Annotated in this window: 18 protein-coding genes; 5 read left to right on the forward strand and 13 right to left on the reverse strand. The window is 55.2% G+C overall.

The window, feature by feature from the left end; translation table 11 throughout:
• Positions 1 to 23: 23 nt before the first annotated feature.
• The 9 genes from rhaM to rhaB form a co-directional block, all read right to left on the reverse strand.
• On the reverse strand, positions 24 to 338 hold the full coding sequence (rhaM, locus tag JTI98_RS05930) for an L-rhamnose mutarotase (RefSeq protein WP_042998889.1): 315 nt from the start codon (positions 336 to 338) through the stop codon (positions 24 to 26).
• Positions 335 to 1483 (reverse strand): lactaldehyde reductase, encoded by a 1149-nt coding sequence (gene fucO, locus JTI98_RS05935; protein ID WP_042998890.1) that lies wholly within the window; start codon positions 1481 to 1483, stop codon positions 335 to 337. Before fucO ends, rhaM begins: the two co-directional genes overlap by 4 nt.
• Positions 1484 to 1543: 60 nt before the next feature.
• Positions 1544 to 2548, reverse strand: coding sequence for an ABC transporter permease (locus JTI98_RS05940; protein ID WP_046401640.1), 1005 nt, complete (start codon positions 2546 to 2548; stop codon positions 1544 to 1546).
• On the reverse strand, positions 2545 to 3549 hold the full coding sequence (locus JTI98_RS05945; RefSeq protein WP_058587294.1) for an ABC transporter permease: 1005 nt from the start codon (positions 3547 to 3549) through the stop codon (positions 2545 to 2547). Before JTI98_RS05945 ends, JTI98_RS05940 begins: the two co-directional genes overlap by 4 nt.
• Positions 3549 to 5054: a sugar ABC transporter ATP-binding protein gene (locus tag JTI98_RS05950; protein WP_061069458.1), complete on the reverse strand. Its 1506-nt coding sequence runs from the start codon at positions 5052 to 5054 to the stop codon at positions 3549 to 3551. Before JTI98_RS05950 ends, JTI98_RS05945 begins: the two co-directional genes overlap by 1 nt.
• A 119-nt stretch (positions 5055 to 5173) precedes the next feature.
• Complete coding sequence (gene rhaS / locus JTI98_RS05955; RefSeq protein ID WP_042998894.1) at positions 5174 to 6160, reverse strand: rhamnose ABC transporter substrate-binding protein; 987 nt, start codon at positions 6158 to 6160, stop codon at positions 5174 to 5176.
• Positions 6161 to 6259: 99 nt separating this feature from the next.
• A complete protein-coding gene (gene rhaD, locus JTI98_RS05960; protein WP_042998895.1) occupies positions 6260 to 7087 on the reverse strand; it encodes a rhamnulose-1-phosphate aldolase in 828 nt (275 codons plus the stop codon).
• Between the two features lie 110 nt (positions 7088 to 7197).
• Positions 7198 to 8457: an L-rhamnose isomerase gene (gene rhaA / locus JTI98_RS05965; RefSeq protein WP_042998896.1), complete on the reverse strand. Its 1260-nt coding sequence runs from the start codon at positions 8455 to 8457 to the stop codon at positions 7198 to 7200.
• Positions 8454 to 9923, reverse strand: coding sequence for a rhamnulokinase (gene rhaB / locus JTI98_RS05970; RefSeq protein WP_181627954.1), 1470 nt, complete (start codon positions 9921 to 9923; stop codon positions 8454 to 8456). Before rhaB ends, rhaA begins: the two co-directional genes overlap by 4 nt.
• 300 nt (positions 9924 to 10223) lie before the next feature.
• Here rhaB and rhaS (JTI98_RS05975) point away from each other — a divergent pair, with 300 nt between their 5' ends.
• Together rhaS (JTI98_RS05975) and rhaR are read left to right on the forward strand one after the other, a co-directional pair.
• The gene (gene rhaS, locus JTI98_RS05975) at positions 10224 to 11060 is read left to right on the forward strand and encodes an HTH-type transcriptional activator RhaS (RefSeq protein ID WP_044328282.1); all 837 of its coding nucleotides are present in this window, start codon (positions 10224 to 10226) and stop codon (positions 11058 to 11060) included.
• A gap of 140 nt (positions 11061 to 11200) precedes the next feature.
• A complete protein-coding gene (rhaR, locus tag JTI98_RS05980; protein WP_042998899.1) occupies positions 11201 to 12049 on the forward strand; it encodes an HTH-type transcriptional activator RhaR in 849 nt (282 codons plus the stop codon).
• Here rhaR and rhaT read toward each other — a convergent pair.
• Positions 12046 to 13080 carry an L-rhamnose/proton symporter RhaT gene (gene rhaT / locus JTI98_RS05985; RefSeq protein ID WP_216082033.1) on the reverse strand — a complete coding sequence of 345 codons (1035 nt, stop codon included), beginning with the start codon at positions 13078 to 13080 and terminating at the stop codon, positions 12046 to 12048. The two genes, rhaR and rhaT, sit on opposite strands and share 4 nt — an antisense overlap.
• A 286-nt stretch (positions 13081 to 13366) precedes the next feature.
• Here rhaT and sodA point away from each other — a divergent pair, with 286 nt between their 5' ends.
• Complete coding sequence (sodA, locus tag JTI98_RS05990; RefSeq protein ID WP_044257452.1) at positions 13367 to 13987, forward strand: superoxide dismutase [Mn]; 621 nt, start codon at positions 13367 to 13369, stop codon at positions 13985 to 13987.
• A 193-nt stretch (positions 13988 to 14180) separates the two neighbouring features.
• On the forward strand, positions 14181 to 15164 hold the full coding sequence (kdgT, locus tag JTI98_RS05995; RefSeq protein ID WP_044328279.1) for a 2-keto-3-deoxygluconate transporter: 984 nt from the start codon (positions 14181 to 14183) through the stop codon (positions 15162 to 15164).
• A gap of 85 nt (positions 15165 to 15249) precedes the next feature.
• Here kdgT and JTI98_RS06000 read toward each other — a convergent pair whose 3' ends face one another.
• Positions 15250 to 16140 carry a dihydrodipicolinate synthase family protein gene (locus tag JTI98_RS06000; RefSeq protein WP_216082034.1) on the reverse strand — a complete coding sequence of 297 codons (891 nt, stop codon included), beginning with the start codon at positions 16138 to 16140 and terminating at the stop codon, positions 15250 to 15252.
• 152 nt (positions 16141 to 16292) lie between these two features.
• On the opposite strand from JTI98_RS06000, the gene yiiM reads away from it, so the two are divergent.
• Positions 16293 to 16967 carry a 6-hydroxyaminopurine reductase gene (yiiM, locus tag JTI98_RS06005; RefSeq protein WP_042998904.1) on the forward strand — a complete coding sequence of 225 codons (675 nt, stop codon included), beginning with the start codon at positions 16293 to 16295 and terminating at the stop codon, positions 16965 to 16967.
• 116 nt (positions 16968 to 17083) lie between these two features.
• Here yiiM and cpxA read toward each other — a convergent pair whose 3' ends face one another.
• Together cpxA and cpxR are read right to left on the reverse strand one after the other, a co-directional pair.
• A complete protein-coding gene (cpxA, locus tag JTI98_RS06010; protein ID WP_044257455.1) occupies positions 17084 to 18457 on the reverse strand; it encodes an envelope stress sensor histidine kinase CpxA in 1374 nt (457 codons plus the stop codon).
• A complete protein-coding gene (gene cpxR / locus JTI98_RS06015) occupies positions 18454 to 19152 on the reverse strand; it encodes an envelope stress response regulator transcription factor CpxR (protein ID WP_001033731.1) in 699 nt (232 codons plus the stop codon). The genes cpxA and cpxR overlap by 4 nt, the downstream gene beginning before the upstream one ends.
• Positions 19153 to 19271: the final 119 nt, after the last annotated feature.

Consider the following 19271-nt stretch of genomic DNA (forward strand, 5'->3'; position numbering starts at 1 on the left):
ACGAGGTCTACCGGGCTCATCGATTACTCCAGATAAAACACGTTTTTCAGCTCAGCGCTCACCGGGCTGTTATCCGGATTTGCGGGCATGACGTCGCGCATATGCTTCCACCAGCGCTGACAAACGTCAGTGTTGGCAACGGCGTTCCAGCGTTCTTCGGACTCAATCTCTACGGTCGCAAACAGCAAATTACGCGGCGCATCGAGATAGATCGCGTAATGATGCGCCCCGTGCGCTTTCAGCACAGCTTCCAGCTCCGGCCAGATGGGATTATGCCGACGCTGGTACTCCTCATGTGCGTCGGCATTCACCTGCATCACGAACGCTTTGCGGATCATAATGCCTCCAGATACAGCTCGCGTACTTCGTCACGGCTGGCAGTTCGCGGGTTACACGGCGCACAAGGATCCGCCAGCGCTTTGTCCAGCCAGCCTTCGATATCCTCTTTGGTGACGCCAAGCTGGCTGAAACCAGCCGGAATACCGACACGTTTGCTTAATGCGCGGATGGCGTTGATCGCTTCCATACTTGCTGCTTCATCGCTCATACCACGGGTATCGACACCCATCGCCTGCGCGATGCGGGCAAAACGCGCCACTGCGTTCGGGCGGTTAAAGTTTTCGATAATCGGCAGCAGGATGGCGTTACAAACGCCGTGCGGAAGGTTATGCGTGGCGCCCGGCTGGTGCGCCAGGGCGTGAACCAGCCCCAGGCCGGCGCTGTTGAACGCCATCCCCGCCAGATACTGACCAAACGCCATTTGCTCGCGCGCTTCCAGGTTGTGGCCATCATCGACCGCTTTTGGCAGCCACAGGTTGATCAGGCGAATCGCTTCCAGCGCATTGGCGTCAGTCAGCGGGTGTGCACCAACAGAAACATATGCTTCCACCGCGTGGGTCAGCGCGTCCATACCGGTTGCTGCCGTCACGGAGGCCGGGATTTCCAGCATCACGCTGGCATCGTCCACGGCGATATCCGGGATAATGTTCGGATCGATGATAACCTCTTTCACCTGGCGTCCGGAGTCGATGATCACGGCGTTGCTGGTCATCTCGGCAGCGGTTCCGGCAGTGGTGTTAATGGCAACCAGCGGTACGCCTGGGTTTTTCACTTTCCCCACGCCGGAGTAAGCGGTGGAAGGCCCCGGGTTCGCGGTGAGGATTTTCACGGCTTTAGCGGTATCGATCGGGCTGCCGCCGCCAAAGGCGATGAGGTAATCACAGTTCGCGTCCTGATAAGCCGCGTAGCCTTTTTGCACCAGCGCTTCGGTCGGGTTCGGGAACACCTCATCGAACAGGTGGTACGACATTTTGTGCTCATCCAGCGCCGCAAACAGACTGTCGAGCAGGCCCAGCTTAACCAGTTGACCGTCGGTGACGATCAGCGCTTTTCCCCATTGCTTATTCGCTACGAGGTTCACCATATCGCCAATCGCGCCCGCGCCATGCAGACTGATTTTCGGAAGTGCCAGCATAAAGCTCATGTTGTTTCTCCTTAAAGTGATGATATTTCCGGCGGCAAAACTCCATGTCGCCGGAGGGATTCAGATTCGTCGTCGTTGCATCATTCGGCGGGTAAGAATTGGCAGCGAGATCACCACGATCAGCATCGCGCCGATAATGATCGACATCACGATGCCCGGCACGTTGAGCAGGCTCAGGCCGAAGGTCACCAGCCCCATCAGGAACGCTGCGATGATGACGCCGGTCATGCTGCCGGAGCCGCCGAGAATATTGACGCCACCCAGCACCGCCATTGTTACCACGGCCAGCTCCCAGCCCATCGCGATGGTGGGACGCGTACTGCCGAGTCTGGAAGTGAGCAACACGGCGGCCAGTCCCGCCATGAGTCCGACCAGAGCGAATAAAATCAGGTTGTGACGTTTCACGTTAATGCCGGAGTACCACGCGCCCACCGGGTTATTGCCGATGGCGTAGGTGCGGCGACCAAAGTTCGTTTTGTGCAGCAGGAAGGTGAACACGATCGCCAGTACGATAAACAGCGCAAACTCGAACGACAGCGCGCCCCAGACGTAGCCCTGACCAAACCACGCAAAGCTTTCCGGGTAAGCATTCAGCGCCTGATCGCCGAGTAAAATGTAGGTTATGCCGCGATACAAACTCATGGTGCCGATGGTGATCACGATGGATGAGAGATTAAACCGCGTCACCAGGATGCCGTTCAGCAGCCCGCACAAGAGTCCGGTTCCCAGCCCGACGCAGACCAGCAGGGGCGTATCCATTCCCGCTGCCGCGCAGAACCCCATGGCCGTCGAACTCAGCGCCAGAGTTGACGCCACCGAGAGATCAATTTCCCGGGCGATAATCAGCATCGCCATGGGCAGCACGATGATCGCTTTTTCGGTGAAGTTGAACGTTGCGTCGGAGAGATTCCAGATATTGAGGAAGTACGGCGAGGCCAGCGCGTTGACGATAAATACCGCCAGTGTGACGGCGAACAGAAAACCCTCCCAGCACAACAGGCGTTGCCAGACCGCGCGCGTATCGGGGGCGCGTTCGCTCGCTTCAGACGTCATCACTTTATTCATGAGTTCACCGCCTGTTTTTGCCGTGCCAGCGCCGCGTTGCGCAGAATTAACCGGCCTTTGTGTTTATTGCTGCGTTCGTTGAGCAGAACGGCAATCACGATCACCGCGCCGGAAATAGCCATCTGCCAGAAGGGTGAGATGCCAATGACGGGCAATGCGTTATTGATCACGCCAAGGAACAATGCGCCACACAGGCAACCGAGAACGCGACCGATTCCTCCCATCGTACTGATACCCCCAATCACACAGGCTGCCACAACCTGTAACTCAAAACCGTTAGCTACATCGACATAGGCAACAGCGAATCGGGAAATCCACAGGTAGCCGCAGAAACCGGCGAGGGCACCCGACAGGCAGAAGCTGATGAACTGCATTTTCCCGGCATTGATCCCGGTGTAATACGCCGCAGTGGCATTCCCGCCTGCGGTGTACAGCGCTCGCCCTGTGCGGCTGTAGCGCAGGAAGTAGCTGACTACGATAACGGCGGCGATGGCGCACCAGCTCAGTACCGGCAGGCCAAGCAGAGCAAAACGAGGAAGGACGAGGAAGCTGTCGCTCATCTGATGCGAGTTAATCCAGCCGCCGTTCGACAGCAAAAAGATAATGCCGCGATAAATGCTCATGGTACCGAGCGTGACCACTATCGCCGGGATACCTAATTTCCAGACCAGCAGACCGTTGATCATTCCCATCACCAGACCGCAGGCGGTTGCCAGTAATATCAACGCCCAGACGGGGATCTCAGGATGCTGGAAGTTGAGCAGGGCGACGATCATCCCGGTGAGCGCCAGATTGGCGGCCATCGACAGATCGATACCTTTGGTCAGTAGTACCATCATTTGCCCGAGCGCGAGGATGATCAGAATCGAGGTGTCATTGAAGATTTCGGCCAGATTGCCAGGAGAGACAAACGACGGGACGCGACTGCCGATGGCGGCGATCATCAGGAGAATAACCGCTGCCAGCAGGGCTTCGCGGTGTTTGAGCAGGCGCTGAATCATTATGCTGCCTCCTTATTGATGCCGCTGGCGGCGCTGACAATGGCCTCCGCTGTGGCTTCACCGGCGCGGTATTGCGCGACCATCAACCCTTCGTGCATGACGATAATTCTGTCTGCCATGCCCATCACTTCCGGGAGTTCAGAGGAGACCATAATCACCGCCAGCCCTTGCGCCACCAGTTCGGACATAAACTGGTGCACCGCCGCTTTTGAGCCGATATCGATGCCTTTGGTCGGTTCGTCGAGAATAATCACTTCAGGATGGGTGGCGAGCCATTTACCGATCACCACCTTTTGCTGATTGCCGCCGGAAAGCGTTTCGACCGCCTGACGCCAGCTAAACGCTTTGACCTGCAGGCGTTTAGCATAGCTGTCCGCCAGTTGCCACTCTCGCGCCGCATTGAGCACGCCACGCGGATTCAGCTTACTCAACTGCGGCAGGCTGATGTTCTCGGCGATACTCATTTCAATGATTGCCCCCTGTTTTTGTCGTTCTTCCGGCACGCAGACAATACCAGCGCGAATCGCATCGGCAGGCTGATGAAAATGAATGGGCCGTCCGTTGAGACGGATTTCACCGTGAGAAGGCCGGGATACGCCGGACAGCGCCTGCATCAATTCGGTCCGTCCTGCCCCCACCAGCCCGTAGAAACCGAGGATCTCCCCTTTTCTCAGAGTGAAATCAATGTGGGCAAATTCAGTGGGATGGCAGAGATCTTTCACCTCCAGTACCGTCTCGCCTTTCTCGCAGGCCACTTTCGGGAAAGTCTGGGTAATCGCGCGTCCTACCATCATGGCGACCATCCGCTCTTCGCTAATCTCATGGATGTCGCCGGAACTGACGAATACGCCGTCGCGTAGAATGGTGTAGTGATCCGCCAGCTCAAAGATTTCATCGAACTTATGGGAGATAAACAGAATCGCTTTGCCTTCCTGCTTCAGGCGCTCAACGATTTGATAGAACTCCAGAATTTCGTGTTGCGACAGTGCGGCGGTCGGTTCATCGAGAATCACTACCTGGGCCTCAAAGGAAAGCGCACGGGCAATGGCCACCATATGGCGCTGGGCGATGCTCAGGGTTTTCAGCGTGGCGCGCGGATCGATCTGCACCTCAAGGCGGGTGAGGATCGCCTGCGCCCGACGGTGCATTTCTGGCCAGTCGAGCTTTTTGAAAAAGCCTTTATACAGGTATTGGCCGACAAAAATATTCTCAGTCACCGACAGCTCATCGAACAGCACCGTTTCCTGATGAATCGCGGTGATGCCGACTTTATGCGCCGCTTCCGGCGTCGGGAGCTGAACAGGAATAGCCTTGTAGAGGATTTCCCCCTCATCAGGCTGATAGATGCCGGTCATGACTTTGACCAGCGTGGATTTCCCCGCGCCGTTTTCGCCCACCAGTGCGGTCACTTTGCCTGGCCAGAGATCGAGCTGCACGTTCTCAAGGGCGCGCACGCCGGGGAATATCTTGCTGATCCCATGAAGTTGCAATAAAGGGGTGGACATGTCAGTTCTCCTCTTCATGTAGTGTTGCCGGATGGCGCTAACGCTTATCCGGCCTACAAAACGTATCGGTACCCGCAGGCCGGATAAGCACAACGTCATCCGGCGGCGTGATCCAGGGATCAGAAGATTTTTGAGAACTTATCAATGTTGCTGGCATCGTAGACGAATGGCTTAGCCATCGCCCCATTGCCGTCGGCATCCAGTTGCACTTTACCCAGTTTCCCCATATTGGCTTCGGTTTTGCTGGCGGTGCCTTTAACCAGATCGTCCGCCAGATACGTCGCCGCATAGCCCAGATCGATAGGGTTCCAGATCGCAAAACTTTTCGACGCGCCTGACTTCACCGCGCCTGCCATTTCGGATGGCAAGCCGAGACCCGTCACATACACTTTGCCAATTTTGCCCTGATCCTTCACTGCCTGCGCCGCGGCGACAATGCCGACGGAAGACGGGGAGACGATCACTTTCAGATCCGGGTAAGATTTGAGCAGCCCTACTGCTTCGCGGTAGCTCTTGTCTGAGAGATCGTCGCCATAAGCCACGGTCACCAGGTTGATAGACGGATACTGCGGAAGCACCTTTTTCATCTCCGCAATCCAGATATTCTGGTTGGTCGACGTTGGCGTGGCGCTCAGGATCGCCACATCGCCTTTCTCCACGTTCAACGCCTTCAGCGCATCGGCGGCGAGTTTGACGTTGGTTTCGCCGATCAGGGCATTATTTGACGGGTTAAGGTGGATCTGCCGCCCTGCAGGCGCGACGCCGGAATCCCATGACACGACTTTGATACCACGCTGCATCGCTTTCTTCAGGACGGGTACAACGGCATCGGGATCGTTGGCAGAGATGGCGATCGCATCAACGCCCTGGGCGATCAGCCCATTCAATACTTCGATCTGCGCTTCAGCGGTAGTCGTGGTGGGACCGGTGTAGATCACTTTGACATCACCGATCTCTTTGGCGGCTTCCTGAGCGCCGACGTTTGCCGCTTCGAAAAATCCATTACCTAACGATTTCGCCACCAGGGCGATTTTTACTTCAGCTAAAGCGGAACCGGACAACGCCAGAGCGGCAACGGTGAGGATCAAGCTTGTCTTTATATTCATTGCTTTTACTCCACATCATGTTGATTCCCATGGGGAATGGTTTGGATTTGCAGGTGACAGAGTTCGCCCCGTCTCAGTGAGCGGGGCGCGATGTTGTTATCAATACAGTTCTAATGCACTGGCGAGCGGGGTGACGCCAAAGCGTTTACCCAGCGCGATCAGTTCTTCGCGGCTGATGGTTTGCTTCATACCGCCCATCGACAGCACTTTGACTAACACTTCGGCGGACTTCTCGGCGGTATCGATCAGTCCAAACGTTTCATCCAGCGTCGGGCCGCTGCCGAATACGCCGTGGAACGGCCACAACACCAGCGAATGTTTCTGCATTTCCTGCGCGGTGGCCTGGCCGATTTCATCGGTGCCCGGCACCATCCATGGCAGAATGCCCACGCCATCCGGGAAGACCACCAGACACTCGGTACTGCCTTCCCACAGTTTGCGGGTAAAAAGCGCGGTGCTGTTTTCCAGCACGTAGGTCAGGGCGATCAGGTTGGTGGCGTGGCAGTGCATGATCACGCGATCTTTACCTTGCGTGGTCTGGATACGTTCGCAGTGCGACAGGAAGTGTGCCGGCAACTCAGAGGTGGGCACCGCCTCGTTCGTCAGCCCCCATAGAATGTGGTAGCCCGCTCCGTCGCTGTCCACTTTCACGATGCCCAAATTGGCGGCGGGATCGAGTTGTACGTTGCGGAAGAATTTACCAGAGCCGGTCACGATAAACGGCGTGTTCGCCAACAGCGGCATTGGCTGGCTCAGGGCAATGTAGCGTGGTGCAGGATGGAAATCGGCGCTGAAAGGGGCAATATCCGCGTCATCGAGACGCAGCGTCAGGTTGCCGCCATTGCGCTCGTCCCAGCCTTTCAGCCAGGCGTCGGAGGTGGCTTTAATCATCCCCTGGACAAACCAGGCGTCGAGAATATTTTGCATAAAAGGTCTACCTGTTTTAGTCAATGCCCGATGGCACTGCGCCTATCGGGCCTGCGATGTTGAATGTGTCAGTAGGCCGGATAAGCGCAGCGCCATCCGGCAATAATGTGTTAACCGCGTTTGCTCAAAATCTCTTTCTCATAGGCGCGAACGCTCTCGAGCCACTGGCTGCCAGCGGGTGTGTCATGACGCTGGCAATACATTTCCCATACCGCCTGCCACGGCAGCGATTTTTGCTCTTCCAGCAATGCCAGGCGTGCGGTGTAATCGCCACTGGCTTCCAGTTGGCGCAGATGTTCGGTGGGTTCCAGCAGGGCGCGCAGCAGCGCTTTTTTCATATTGCGGGTACCGATGACCCATGCCGCGATGCGGTTGATGGAGGCGTCGAAGAAGTCGAGACCGATGTGGACGCGGTCGAACAGGTTGTGGCGTACGATCTCGCTGGCAATCGCCTGGGTTTCATCATCCAGCAGTACCACGTGGTCGCTGTCCCAACGCACCGGGCGGCTCACGTGCAGCAGCAGACGCGGCACATACAGCATGGCGGCGGAGATTTTGTCGGAGATCACTTCTGTCGGATGGAAGTGGCCCGCATCAAGACACAGCGCGGTCTGGCGGCTGGTGGCATATCCCATGTAGAACTCGTTGGAGCCGACGGTATAGCTTTCTGCGCCGATGCCAAAGAGTTTGCTTTCAACGGCGTCGATATGGTGCGCCGGGTTCAGTTTTTCACTGATGACTTCGTCCAGCGCGTCCATCAGACGCTGACGCGGGGCCAGGCGGTCTACGGTGACATCTTTCATGCCGTCCGGGATCCAGATATTCATCACCGACGGCGTACCCAGTTGCTCGCCAAAGTAGGCGGATACGCGGCGGCTGGCCTTGCAGTGGTCGATCCAGAACTGGCGGATTGTGTCGTCGGCATGCGCCAGCGTGAAGCCGTCAGCGCTCAGCGGATGCGAGAAGCAGGACGGGTTGAAATCCAGACCAAGTTGATGCGCTTTTGCCCACTCTACCCAGTTTTTAAAGTGTTCCGGTTTGATTTTGTCACGGGCGACCGGGGTATCGGATTCCAGATAGATGGCATGCAGGTTCAGGCGTTTAGGCCCAGGGATCAGGCTAAGCGCCTGCTCCAGATCGGCGCGTAGCTCATGGGCATTACGCGCTTTACCCGGGTAGTTACCGGTGGCCTGAATACCGCCGGTGAGCGATCCTTCCGGGTTTTCGAAACCGGCTACATCATCGCCCTGCCAGCAGTGCATTGAGACCGGCAGACGATCGAGCTGGCGCAGCGCCTCCTCGACATCAATACCTACTGCGGCGAAGCGTTGTTTCGCCAGTTCCCAGGCTTGTTCCAGTTGAGTGGTCATGCGCAAAGCTCCTTTGTCTGTCGTTTTGAATGAAATTGCGTCACATAGCGGGCAATCTCACTGTCAGGATTAGGGGTAAACGTCGTCAGGTTGTAATTAGCGGTGACCACCTGGCGGAAGTCATCGACGTTGTTGAGTTCATCCAGCGTCATCAACTGGATACCGATGTTGCCGAGCGTAGAGGCTTCAACAGGCCCAGCCATGACGCGAATACCGCAGGCATCGGCGCACAGTTGGTTCAGCAGGGCGTTCTGGCAGCCACCGCCGACAATGTGCAACTGGCTGAAGGTCTCGCCGCGCAGCGTCGCCAGTTCCTGCAACACATCGGCGTACAGCAGCGCCAGACTGTCGAAAATACAGCGCGCCAGTTCTGCATCGCTATCAGGCACCGGCAGTCCGGACTCGCGACAGGCGGCCTGAATTTCAGCGCTCATGTTGGCGGGGTTGATAAAGCGATCGTCATTCGGGTTGATCAGAAAACGGCAGGCGGGCAATGCGTGCGTGGCGGCAATCAGTGCGGACAGGTCGTCCACCTGGCGCTCTTTCAGCACGCGCTGCAGCAGCCACAGACCCATGATATTTTTCAGTACCCGATAACGCCCCTCCGCGCCGCCTTCATTGGTGATGTTCGCCGCCAGCGCGGCGTCGTTGGTGTAAGGCGTTCGGCTTTCAAAGCCCATTAACGACCAGGTGCCGGAGGAGAGATACGCACTGTGTTTATCAGCCAGCGGCGAGGCGATCACCGCGCTGGCGGTGTCGTGACTGGCGACGGCCACCACGGGGATCTGATTCTTCTGCGGGCAAATCCAGTAACCAATCACGTTGCCCGGATGCGTCGGGTGACCAAACCAGCCGTTGTCTGCCCCCGTCCATGCCAGCAGCGTCTCATCCCAGTCATCGCTGTTGATGTTTACCAGTTGCGTGGTGGTAGCGTTGGTGTATTCCCAGTTCAACTCCCCGGTCAGACGGAAGCTGAAGTAGTCGGGGATCAGCAAGGCATGTGCGACCTGCGAAACCCACTCCGGCTGCTGTTCAACCAGTGCACGCAGCTGGTAGAGCGTGTTGAACGGCAGAAACTGGATCCCGCTGCGTTGATAAATAGTGGTTTTACCGAGCTGTTCCTGTGCGCGTTGCATTACGCCTGTGGTGCGGCTGTCACGATAAGAAACCGGTAGCCCGACGCGTTGGCCTTGTTTATCGATCAGGACATAGTCCACGCCCCAGGTATCAATACCGATACTGTCAATGCGGATGCCTTCATCGCAGACTTTTTCCAGCCCCAGGCGAATGGCGTCTTCGAGACTGTCGAGATCCCAGGTGTCGAAACCGTCCTGCTTTTGCAGGCAGTTCGCGAAGCGATGGATTTCACGCAGCGTCAGGGTGCGATGTTCACTGTCATAGCGCGCCAGCATTACGCGTCCGCTGGAGGCGCCAAGATCGACAGCGACACAATGGCGAAAAGTCATAGTGAGGTCCTTCTGAGTTTCATTAAGCCCAGTCTAGAAAACCTCGTTATGGCTCACCTTCTTGTTACTGACAGGCAAAATTGGCCGCTGGCAAGAAAGCAAAGGTGAACGTGATAACGTTCACAGTTTCCGGTAATAGGCGCGATTTCCCCTGATGTGACGCCGTCCGCATTTCCGGATCTTTCCCGTCTTTTCTTGAAAAATTGACCTTGTTTGCACGGTTTTATGTCAAAAATTTAAGGTGAGGTGGCTAACCCTTAATTACTATTTCTGACATGTTCATTTGACCTGGATGCCATCATGACCGTACTGCACTGCGTGGATTTTTTTCCATCAGGTAAAGCGCCTGTGGCCATTGAGCCCCGCTTACCTCAGTCCGCTTTTCCAGAGCATCATCATGATTTTCATGAGATTGTGATTGTGGAACATGGCACCGGTATTCATGTATTCAATGGACAGCCCTATACCATCAGCGGCGGTACGGTTTGCTTTGTCCGCGACCATGACCGGCACTTGTATGAGCATACGGACAATCTTTGCCTGACCAATGTGCTCTACCGTTCGCCCGATGCGTTCCGCTTTCTGGCAGGGTTAGATCAGTTACTGCCGCAGGAACAGGATGGCGTGTATCCCTCTCACTGGCGGGTGAATCAGAGCGCGCTACAACAGGTGCGCCAACTGGTGGCAAAAATGGAACAGGACGGCGATGAGAGCGATCTCCCCGGCGTCGCCAATCGTGAAATTCTGTTTATGCAACTGCTGGTGCTGTTGCGCAAAAGTAGCCTGATGGAAGGGGCGGAAAATAACGATGCGCGCCTGAACCAGTTGATGGCCTGGCTGGAAGATCATTTTGCGGAGGAGGTCTGCTGGGAGGCGTTGGCCGATCGCTTCTCGCTTTCCCTGCGCACGCTGCACCGCCAGTTGAAACAACAGACTGGGCTGACGCCGCAGCGCTATCTTAACCGTCTGCGCTTAATCAAAGCCCGCCATCTGTTGCGTCATAGCGATGAAAGCGTCACAGAAATCGCCTATCGCTGTGGTTTTGGCGACAGTAACCACTTTTCGACTCTGTTTCGCCGTGAATTTGACTGGTCGCCGCGCGACATTCGCCAGGGACGGGATGCGTTACTTCAGTAACGCGAATGCTATCAACGTTTTTCGCCGCCAGAATGTTAATAATCATCGATCTGTGATGCCGGAAATCTTATCCGGCCTGGGTGTTGACGTAATTTGCGGGTCGGATAAGGCGAAGCCATCATCCGGCAAGGAATATTCAGGTGGCGAATCAACTGATTCTTCTAAAAGATGACTTCTTTGCGAATGCCGGACAGGCCGTCGCTGTCGCCGATCGCTATCCGCAGGATGTGTTTGCCGAACATACGCATGATTTTTGTGAGCTGGTGATCGTCTGGCGCGGCAATGGTCTGCATGTGCTCAATGACCGTCCCTATCGCATCACCCGTGGCGATCTGTTTTATATTCGCGCCGAAGACAAGCACTCTTACACCTCCGTTAACGATCTCGTGTTACAGAACATCATCTATTGTCCGGAGCGGCTAAAGCTGAATCTGGGCTGGGAGAGCGCGATCCCGGGTTTTAACGGCACACCGCGACAGCCGCACTGGCGACTGGGTAGTGTGGGTATGACGCAGGCGCGCCAGGTGATAAGCCAGCTTGAGCATGAAAGTAACCAGCACGATCCGATCGCCAACGACATGGCGGAGCTGCTCTTTGGCCAACTGGTGATGACGTTGAAGCGTCATCGCTATGCGACCGACACGCTGCCAGCGACCTCCAGCGAAACGCTGCTGGATAAACTGATTACCGCGCTGGCCGCCAGTCTGGAGCGTCCGTTTGCGCTGGATGTCTTCTGCGATCGGGAAGCGTGCAGTGAACGCGTGCTGCGCCAGCAGTTTCGTAGCCAGACCGGAATGACGATTAACCAGTATCAGCGCCAGGTTCGCGTCTGTCATGCGCAATATTTACTTCAGCACAGCCGTCTGATGATCGGTGAGATTTCGATGAAGTGTGGCTTTGAAGACAGTAATTACTTTTCTGTGGTGTTTACGCGGGAAACCGGGATGACGCCCAGTCAGTGGCGTCATCTCAGTAATTCAACGGATTAGCTTGCCATACCCAGACCGACAATGTTGGCGGCGATGATGATCACCACACATCCCAGACTCAGGACGCTGACAGGACGACGCCCGGCGTTGTTCCACTCTTTCAGTACCAGACCGACAATACCACCGCACAGCACGTAGAAACTCATGTGCAGCATCCAACTGATGTAGTCATATTGCGCCGGAATGCGCGCGTGGCCCCAGGCGTAGAAAAAGAACTGCAAATACCACATCAGGCCACCCAGTGCGGACAGCAGCACGTTGGTGATGATAAGCGATTTTGCCAGAGAGAAGTCGGCTTTTACCGACAGGCTCTTTACTTTTGCCAGACGAATAAAACAGAAACCCAGGTTGACCAACGCGCCGCCGCCCATGATCACTACATAGCTTGGCAGTGCGACATACAGCGGGTCTACACCCAGCGCCGCGGCGGCTTCATGCATCGGTTTCGCCGCGTTCATCGCAAACGACATGCCTGCGGAGAAAATGCCGCACATTACCGCCAGCAACAGCCCTTTTTTCAGGTTGAAATCTTCGGCTTTGATGCCCATTTTACGCTCTTTGAGCTGGCCCGCGCGGGTGACGATCCCGACGCCAATCAGCGCAACCAGCACCCCGAGCAGCGTCATACGCCCGCCTTCGGTGTTAATCAACACATCAAAATTGCCGTTGATGATAGGGGTCATCAGCGTACCGACAATCAGCGTAATGCCGATGGCAATGCCAATCCCCATCGACATGCCGAGGTAGCGCATGGTCAGACCGTAGTTGATATTGCCGATGCCCCACATGGCGCCGAACAGAAACACCGGCAGTAGAGTGGAAAGGCTGAATGAACTGTAGTAGGCCCAGAAGTCAGGCAGCAGCATGGCGCTGATGGTCCACGGGAGGATCAGCCACGAGACAATCCCACCGACCGACCACATGGTTTCCCATGACCACTGTTTCACTTGTTTGAACGGGGCATAGAAACAGGCTGCACTGGCCGCACCTATCAAATGCCAAAAAATACCCATCGTAATCGCGTTACTCATCACATCATCCTCATTGTTTTTATCGTCGTTTCTAGCCTTCCGACGTCATGAGTTTAAAAATTGCGCAGATGTATAACCTTTTGCCGATTGCCGCGATTTTCCCTTTCTGGCAAAGACCCGGTTAAGTGGGTGATATGGCTCACATAATCAGCAATAGACGTTAATGTAATAACCTTAGTAAAAGTACGGCATTGATAATCATTTTCAATATCATTTAATTAACTATAATGAACCAACTGCTTACGCGGCGTTAACACCCGGCCGCTCGACAATAATGGAGATGATTATGAGTTATACACTGCCATCCCTGCCGTACGCTTATGATGCGCTGGAACCGCACTTCGATAAGCAGACGATGGAAATCCACCATACCAAACACCACCAGACCTATGTAAACAACGCCAACGCGGCGCTGGAAAGTCTGCCTGAATTCGCTAACCTGTCTGCTGAAGAGCTGATCGCTAAACTGGATCAGGTACCGGCCGACAAGAAAACCGTTCTGCGTAATAATGCGGGCGGTCACGCTAACCACAGCCTGTTCTGGAAAGGCCTGAAAAAGGGCACTACCCTGCAGGGCGATCTGAAAGCGGCTATCGAACGTGATTTCGGCTCTGTTGATAACTTCAAAGCAGAATTCGAAAAAGCTGCTGCCACCCGTTTCGGTTCCGGCTGGGCCTGGCTGGTGCTGAAAGGCGACAAGCTGGCGGTCGTTTCAACCGCAAACCAGGATTCCCCGCTGATGGGTGAAGCAATTTCTGGTGCGTCTGGCTTCCCGATTGTGGGCCTGGACGTGTGGGAACACGCTTACTACCTGAAATTCCAGAACCGTCGTCCGGACTACATCAAAGAGTTCTGGAACGTGGTGAACTGGGACGAAGCGGCTGCGCGTTTCGCTGCAAAAAAATAAGTCTTATTTAACAAGACATCGCGTTTATATGACCCCGTCGGCGTGGCCGGTGGGGTTTTTTTGTGATCAAAATCGAATGAAAAACAGTGATCCACAAAAATTGAAACATTGTTTTATTGTGTGGTTGGGATCACTTTTATTATTGTGCTGAATGTCTATCGTTGACACATCTTTACATCGGAAGGTGATGGAAATGCAGATTAAACGCACGATAGAAAAAATTCCTGGTGGCATGATGCTCGTCCCTCTGTTCCTGGGCGCGTTGTGTCACACGTTCTCTCCTGACGCGGGGAAATATTTTGGCTCATTCACCAACGGGATGATCACTGGCACGGTGCCTATTCTGGCCGTGTGGTTCTTCTGCATGGGAGCCTCCATCAAGCTAAGCGCGACGGGTACCGTCCTGCGTAAGTCCGGGACGCTGGTGGTGACTAAAATTGCCGTGGCGTGGGTAGTGGCGGCGATTGCCTCGCGGATTATTCCTGAACATGGCGTGGAGGCAGGATTCTTTGCCGGGCTGTCGACACTGGCGCTGGTTGCGGCAATGGACATGACCAACGGCGGGCTGTACGCGTCCATTATGCAACAGTACGGCACCAAAGAAGAGGCCGGGGCATTTGTTCTGATGTCGCTAGAGTCCGGACCGCTGATGACGATGATCATCCTCGGTACGGCCGGGATTGCGTCGTTTGAACCGCATGTGTTTGTCGGCGCAGTGCTGCCTTTCCTGGTGGGCTTTACGCTGGGTAACCTTGACCCGGAACTGCGTGAATTCTTCAGTAAAGCCGTCCAGACGCTGATCCCTTTCTTCGCCTTTGCGCTGGGTAACACCATCGATCTGAGCGTGATAGCACAGACCGGTCTGTTGGGTATTCTGTTGGGTGTGGCGGTGATTATCGTCACCGGTATTCCGCTGATTATTGCCGATAAACTGATTGGCGGCGGCGACGGTACAGCAGGGATTGCGGCGTCCAGCTCAGCAGGGGCTGCAGTGGCGACGCCGGTACTGATTGCAGAAATGGTGCCCGCGTTTAAACCGATGGCACCGGCTGCAACTTCGCTGGTCGCCACCTCGGTGATTGTGACATCAATCCTGGTGCCGATTATCACCTCCATCTGGTCGAAGAAGGTCAAAGCAAAAGTGGCGGCAGTCGACATCCAGCATGCAGTGAAATAATACAATAATGCCGGATGGCGCTACGCTTATCCGGCTTGTTTTTGCGTCATAAAAAGGCCTGGTGAATCTCACCGGGCCTTGTCTATTAACGACCAAACACCTCATCAATCGTCCGGCAATCGTGTTCGTTCAACTCGCCGCCCGCATTGCGTGAAACCCCTGTGCAATAGCCAAACTTGCGCGATACCACCGTCTTGATGGTGGTGACGAAATCTTCGCCGATGGCATAAATCGACATGTATACGCCAATTTTCTGCTGAATATCGCGAAGGGCCGCCAGGTCACCGGCCATGAACGCCTCACGCGCGCTGACAAACAGCTCCGGCATCACATTGTTGAGCCCAGAGATAATCCCCGCGCCGCCAGCCAGCAGATTAGGAATGAAGTACTCGTCATAGCCTGAAAGGACGGCAAAGTCGTTACGCACGGCCTGCGTTGCCTCGATCATCCTGCGGGTATGCGACTGACAGTCAACGGTATCTTTGATCCCGGCAAAGTTCGGGAACTCGCTGGCAAGCTGGGCAACCAGATCCGGCGTTAAGTCGCTGCCGGTGCGCGGCGGGAAGTTGTAGGCAAACCATTTCCCGCTGAGCTTTTGCCCCAACTGGCGGAAGTAGCTCAGCAGTTGCTTCGGCGTTTGACCGTAGTAATAGGGTGGCAGAACCATCACTGCATCGTAGCCTGTGCGATACGCTTCCTGTGCCATCCGCAAGACATCGTGGATGCAGGTGGAGGAGACGTTAGCCACCATCTTCAATGGGCTCATGGCGCGCGCCTCGCGAATCAACAGCAGGCGTTCGTCAAGGGTGAAGGAAGCGAACTCTCCGATACTGCCCATCAGCAAAATCACGTCGATTTTTGCGTCAGTGAGGCGTTGAAGGTGTTGGCTCAGACCGTTGAGATCGATATTACCATCCTGATCCATTGGCGTAATGGAGGGGCACCAGACGCCAGCAAACTGCGTTTGACCTGTCACGTTGTTGACTCCTTATTATGAAATGCCGTTTCAAAATCACTTCCATTGATAGCATGGATATTTGCGCGTCGTGTGAACCTTGCTCTCATTTTGCGCGGTTGAGGTAAAATAATTGTGGTTAAATAAGGCAAATTGATCAGGGAGAGGGCCAGATGCGATATCCAGTAGACGTGTTCAGCGGCAAGATTCAGGACTACGCGGGAAGCCGCCCCAGTGCAATTGGCAAAATTCAGGTCGATGGCGAACTGATGCTGACGGAACTGGGTCTGGAAGGTGATGAACAGGCAGAAACGAAAATCCACGGCGGGCCCGATCGTGCGCTGTGCCATTATCCGCGCGAACATTATCTGTACTGGGCGCGGGAGTTCCCCGATCAGGCGGATCAATTCGTGGCCCCGGCGTTTGGTGAGAACCTCTCTACCGATGGCCTGACGGAACACAATGTCTATATCGGCGATATTTTCCGTTGGGGCGAAGCGCTGATTCAGGTCACACAGCCGCGCTCACCGTGCTTTAAGCTTAATTTCCACTTTGGTATTAGCGATATGGCGAGCCTGATGCAGAACTGCGGCAAAACGGGTTGGCTGTGTAGTGTGATTGCGCCAGGCATGGTGTCAGCCGATGCGCCACTGGAGCTGGTCTCCCGCGTTAGCGACGTCAGCGTACAGGAGGCGATCGCCATAGCCTGGCATATGCCTTTTGATGATGAACAGTACCATCGTTTACTGTCAGCGGCGGGGCTGTCGAAGAGCTGGACGCGAACGATGCAAAAGCGCCGTTTAAGCGGCAAAATCGAAGATCAATCCCGGCGTTTGTGGGGCAAATAAGCGCTGCTATCCGGCAACGGAAAAAATGCCTGATGGCGCTACACTTATCCGGCCTACCGTTCGTGGAGATTTGTTGGCCGGATAAGGCGTTTACGCCACTATCCGGCATAATACCGTTACGAACGTTTATACAACGGCAACCAAATCACCAGCCGTAAACCGCCCAGCGGGCTGTCTTCGGCTTTCACCCAGCCGCGATGCTGCTGAATGGCGGTTTCTACAATTGCCAGACCCAGACCGGTGCCGCCGGATTCGCGATCGCGTGCTTCATCGGTGCGATAGAACGGGCGGAAAATCTGCTCACGGTCTTCCGGGCTGACGCCAGGACCATCATCATCCACCGTGATCGTAATTCCGTCTTTATCCACTGCGAAGCCGACTTCAATCTTCGAGTGTGAATAGCGCAGGGCATTACGGACGATGTTTTCCAGCGCACTTTCCAGCGCGTTCGGGTTTCCGTACAGCGGCCACGGTCCCGGCGGGAAATTCACCGTAAGCGATTTGCCCATCTGTTCGGCTTCAAAGGCGGCATTATCCAGCACCTCACCCCACAGATGATTGGCTTTCATCGTTTCGCTGACCAGCGCATTTTTCTGCTGATTGCGCGACATGACCAGCAGATCGTTGATCATGCTGTCCAGACGCTGCGCTTCCGTCTCAATACGCTCCAGTTCCTTACTTTCGCCGCTGCGACGACGCAACAGCGCGGTCCCCAGTTGCAAACGGGTGAGCGGGGTTCTCAGTTCGTGTGAGATATCAGACAACAGACGCTGTTGCGTAGTCATCATCCGCTCCAGCGCGGTCACCATCTGGTTAAAACTGGCGCCTGCGGCAAGAAATTCCTGCGGACCGGCTTCCAGTTCCGGATGCTGACGCAGGTTACCCTGAGCCACCTCATCCGCCGCGTTTTTCAACTTACGCGCCGGTTTTGCCAGGCTCCACGCCAGCCATAACAACAGCGGGGAACTGACTAACATCGTGACAATCAGCAACAACAGCGGGCGGTCAAACAACAGGTTGATAAAATCGGATTGGGAACTGCTGGCTGGTCGAATCAGGTAAAGCTGGTAGTTATCTTCCCCGTCTCTGACGGAGAAGGGCCCCACCATTTCAACGCGACCGTACTTTTTCTTCTGCGGATGATCGGCGTTATCCGCCTGACCAATAAAGTTACGAATGATCTGCATTTCGCTGCGTTCAGCGCCGATCACGCGTCCTTCTGTAGTCACAAGCAATAACCGCTGTCCTGGCGGCGCCCACTTGTCAATCGCACGGAACAGGCGACGCCACCACATCAAATCATTCGGTGGATCGTTCGCGAGTTCAGCTTCTACGTGTTGCTCAATCATTAACCCCTGGCGCTGTTCGCTGTCCAGTAGCTCGGTCATCTGGCGTGAGTCGAGCTTGGGTAACATCAGTACCAACATCAACACCAGTGCCAGCGTCAACCAGAAGATGGCAAAGATGCGCGCGGTTAAGCTCCCTATCATGAAGCGGAAACCATCAGATAGCCGCGACCACGCAGAGTTTTAAACCACGGATGCCCGTCTTTCCGCTCCGGCAGTTTGCGCCGCAGGTTGGAGATATGCATGTCGATGGCACGGTCGAAAGGCGTCAGGCGTTTACCCAGCACTTCCTGGCTCAAATGTTCACGCGATACCACCTGGCCGAGATGCTGCGCCAGCAGATAGAGCAGGGTGAATTCGGTACCAGTTAACTCCAGCGTCTGACCATCAAAGCTGGCTTCCTGGCGGCCCGGGTTAAGGCTAAGGGCATCCACTTCCAGCGTCGGCGAGCCGTTATCGCTGCTCTGCTGCTGTTCGCTCCAGTGCGAGCGGCGCAGGATCGCGCGGATACGGGCGACCAGTTCACGATCGTTAAATGGTTTCGGTAAATAGTCATCTGCACCCAGCTCAAGGCCGAGTACGCGATCCAGTTCGCTGCCGCGGGCGGTCAGCATAATTACGGGGGTCTGGTGTGTCTGGCGAAGCGCTTTCAATGTATCGATACCGTTTTTCTTCGGCATCATCACATCAAGCAAAAGTAAATCAATGCTGTCGTCCAGAAGCTCAAGCGCCTGCTCCCCGTCGTGTGCAACCAGCACATTGAAGCCTTCCATTTCGAGCAGCTCCTTTAACAGGGAAGTCAGCTCTCGGTCATCATCAACTAACAGGATTTTATTCATTGTTTAAGTACCTCCGAGGCAGAAATTACGTCATCAGGCGTCGCTAATCCATGACTTTACGTTGTTTTACACCCCCTGACGCATGTTTGCAGCCCGAATCGTAAACTGTCTCTCGTTGA

It is taken from the genome of Citrobacter sp. MGH 55 (genome assembly GCF_016906145.1).
Taxonomy (GTDB): Bacteria; Pseudomonadota; Gammaproteobacteria; order Enterobacterales; family Enterobacteriaceae; genus Citrobacter_A; species Citrobacter_A amalonaticus.

Bases quoted from the DNA above. Each gene is read 5' to 3' on its own strand.
- rhaS (WP_044328282.1), top strand. From the start codon at position 10,224: ATGACCGTACTGCACTGCGTGGATTTTTTTCCATCAGGTAAAGCGCCT.
- sodA (WP_044257452.1), top strand. From the start codon at position 13,367: ATGAGTTATACACTGCCATCCCTGCCGTACGCTTATGATGCGCTGGAA.
- JTI98_RS05945 (WP_058587294.1), bottom strand. From the start codon at position 3,549: ATGATTCAGCGCCTGCTCAAACACCGCGAAGCCCTGCTGGCAGCGGTT.
- rhaA (WP_042998896.1), bottom strand. From the start codon at position 8,457: ATGACCACTCAACTGGAACAAGCCTGGGAACTGGCGAAACAACGCTTC.
- cpxA (WP_044257455.1), bottom strand. From the start codon at position 18,457: ATGATAGGGAGCTTAACCGCGCGCATCTTTGCCATCTTCTGGTTGACG.
- kdgT (WP_044328279.1), top strand. From the start codon at position 14,181: ATGCAGATTAAACGCACGATAGAAAAAATTCCTGGTGGCATGATGCTC.
- JTI98_RS05950 (WP_061069458.1), bottom strand. From the start codon at position 5,054: ATGTCCACCCCTTTATTGCAACTTCATGGGATCAGCAAGATATTCCCC.
- rhaS (WP_042998894.1), bottom strand. From the start codon at position 6,160: ATGAATATAAAGACAAGCTTGATCCTCACCGTTGCCGCTCTGGCGTTG.
- fucO (WP_042998890.1), bottom strand. From the start codon at position 1,483: ATGAGCTTTATGCTGGCACTTCCGAAAATCAGTCTGCATGGCGCGGGC.
- cpxR (WP_001033731.1), bottom strand. From the start codon at position 19,152: ATGAATAAAATCCTGTTAGTTGATGATGACCGAGAGCTGACTTCCCTG.
- rhaT (WP_216082033.1), bottom strand. From the start codon at position 13,080: ATGAGTAACGCGATTACGATGGGTATTTTTTGGCATTTGATAGGTGCG.
- JTI98_RS05940 (WP_046401640.1), bottom strand. From the start codon at position 2,548: ATGAATAAAGTGATGACGTCTGAAGCGAGCGAACGCGCCCCCGATACG.
- rhaD (WP_042998895.1), bottom strand. From the start codon at position 7,087: ATGCAAAATATTCTCGACGCCTGGTTTGTCCAGGGGATGATTAAAGCC.
- rhaB (WP_181627954.1), bottom strand. From the start codon at position 9,923: ATGACTTTTCGCCATTGTGTCGCTGTCGATCTTGGCGCCTCCAGCGGA.
- yiiM (WP_042998904.1), top strand. From the start codon at position 16,293: ATGCGATATCCAGTAGACGTGTTCAGCGGCAAGATTCAGGACTACGCG.
- rhaM (WP_042998889.1), bottom strand. From the start codon at position 338: ATGATCCGCAAAGCGTTCGTGATGCAGGTGAATGCCGACGCACATGAG.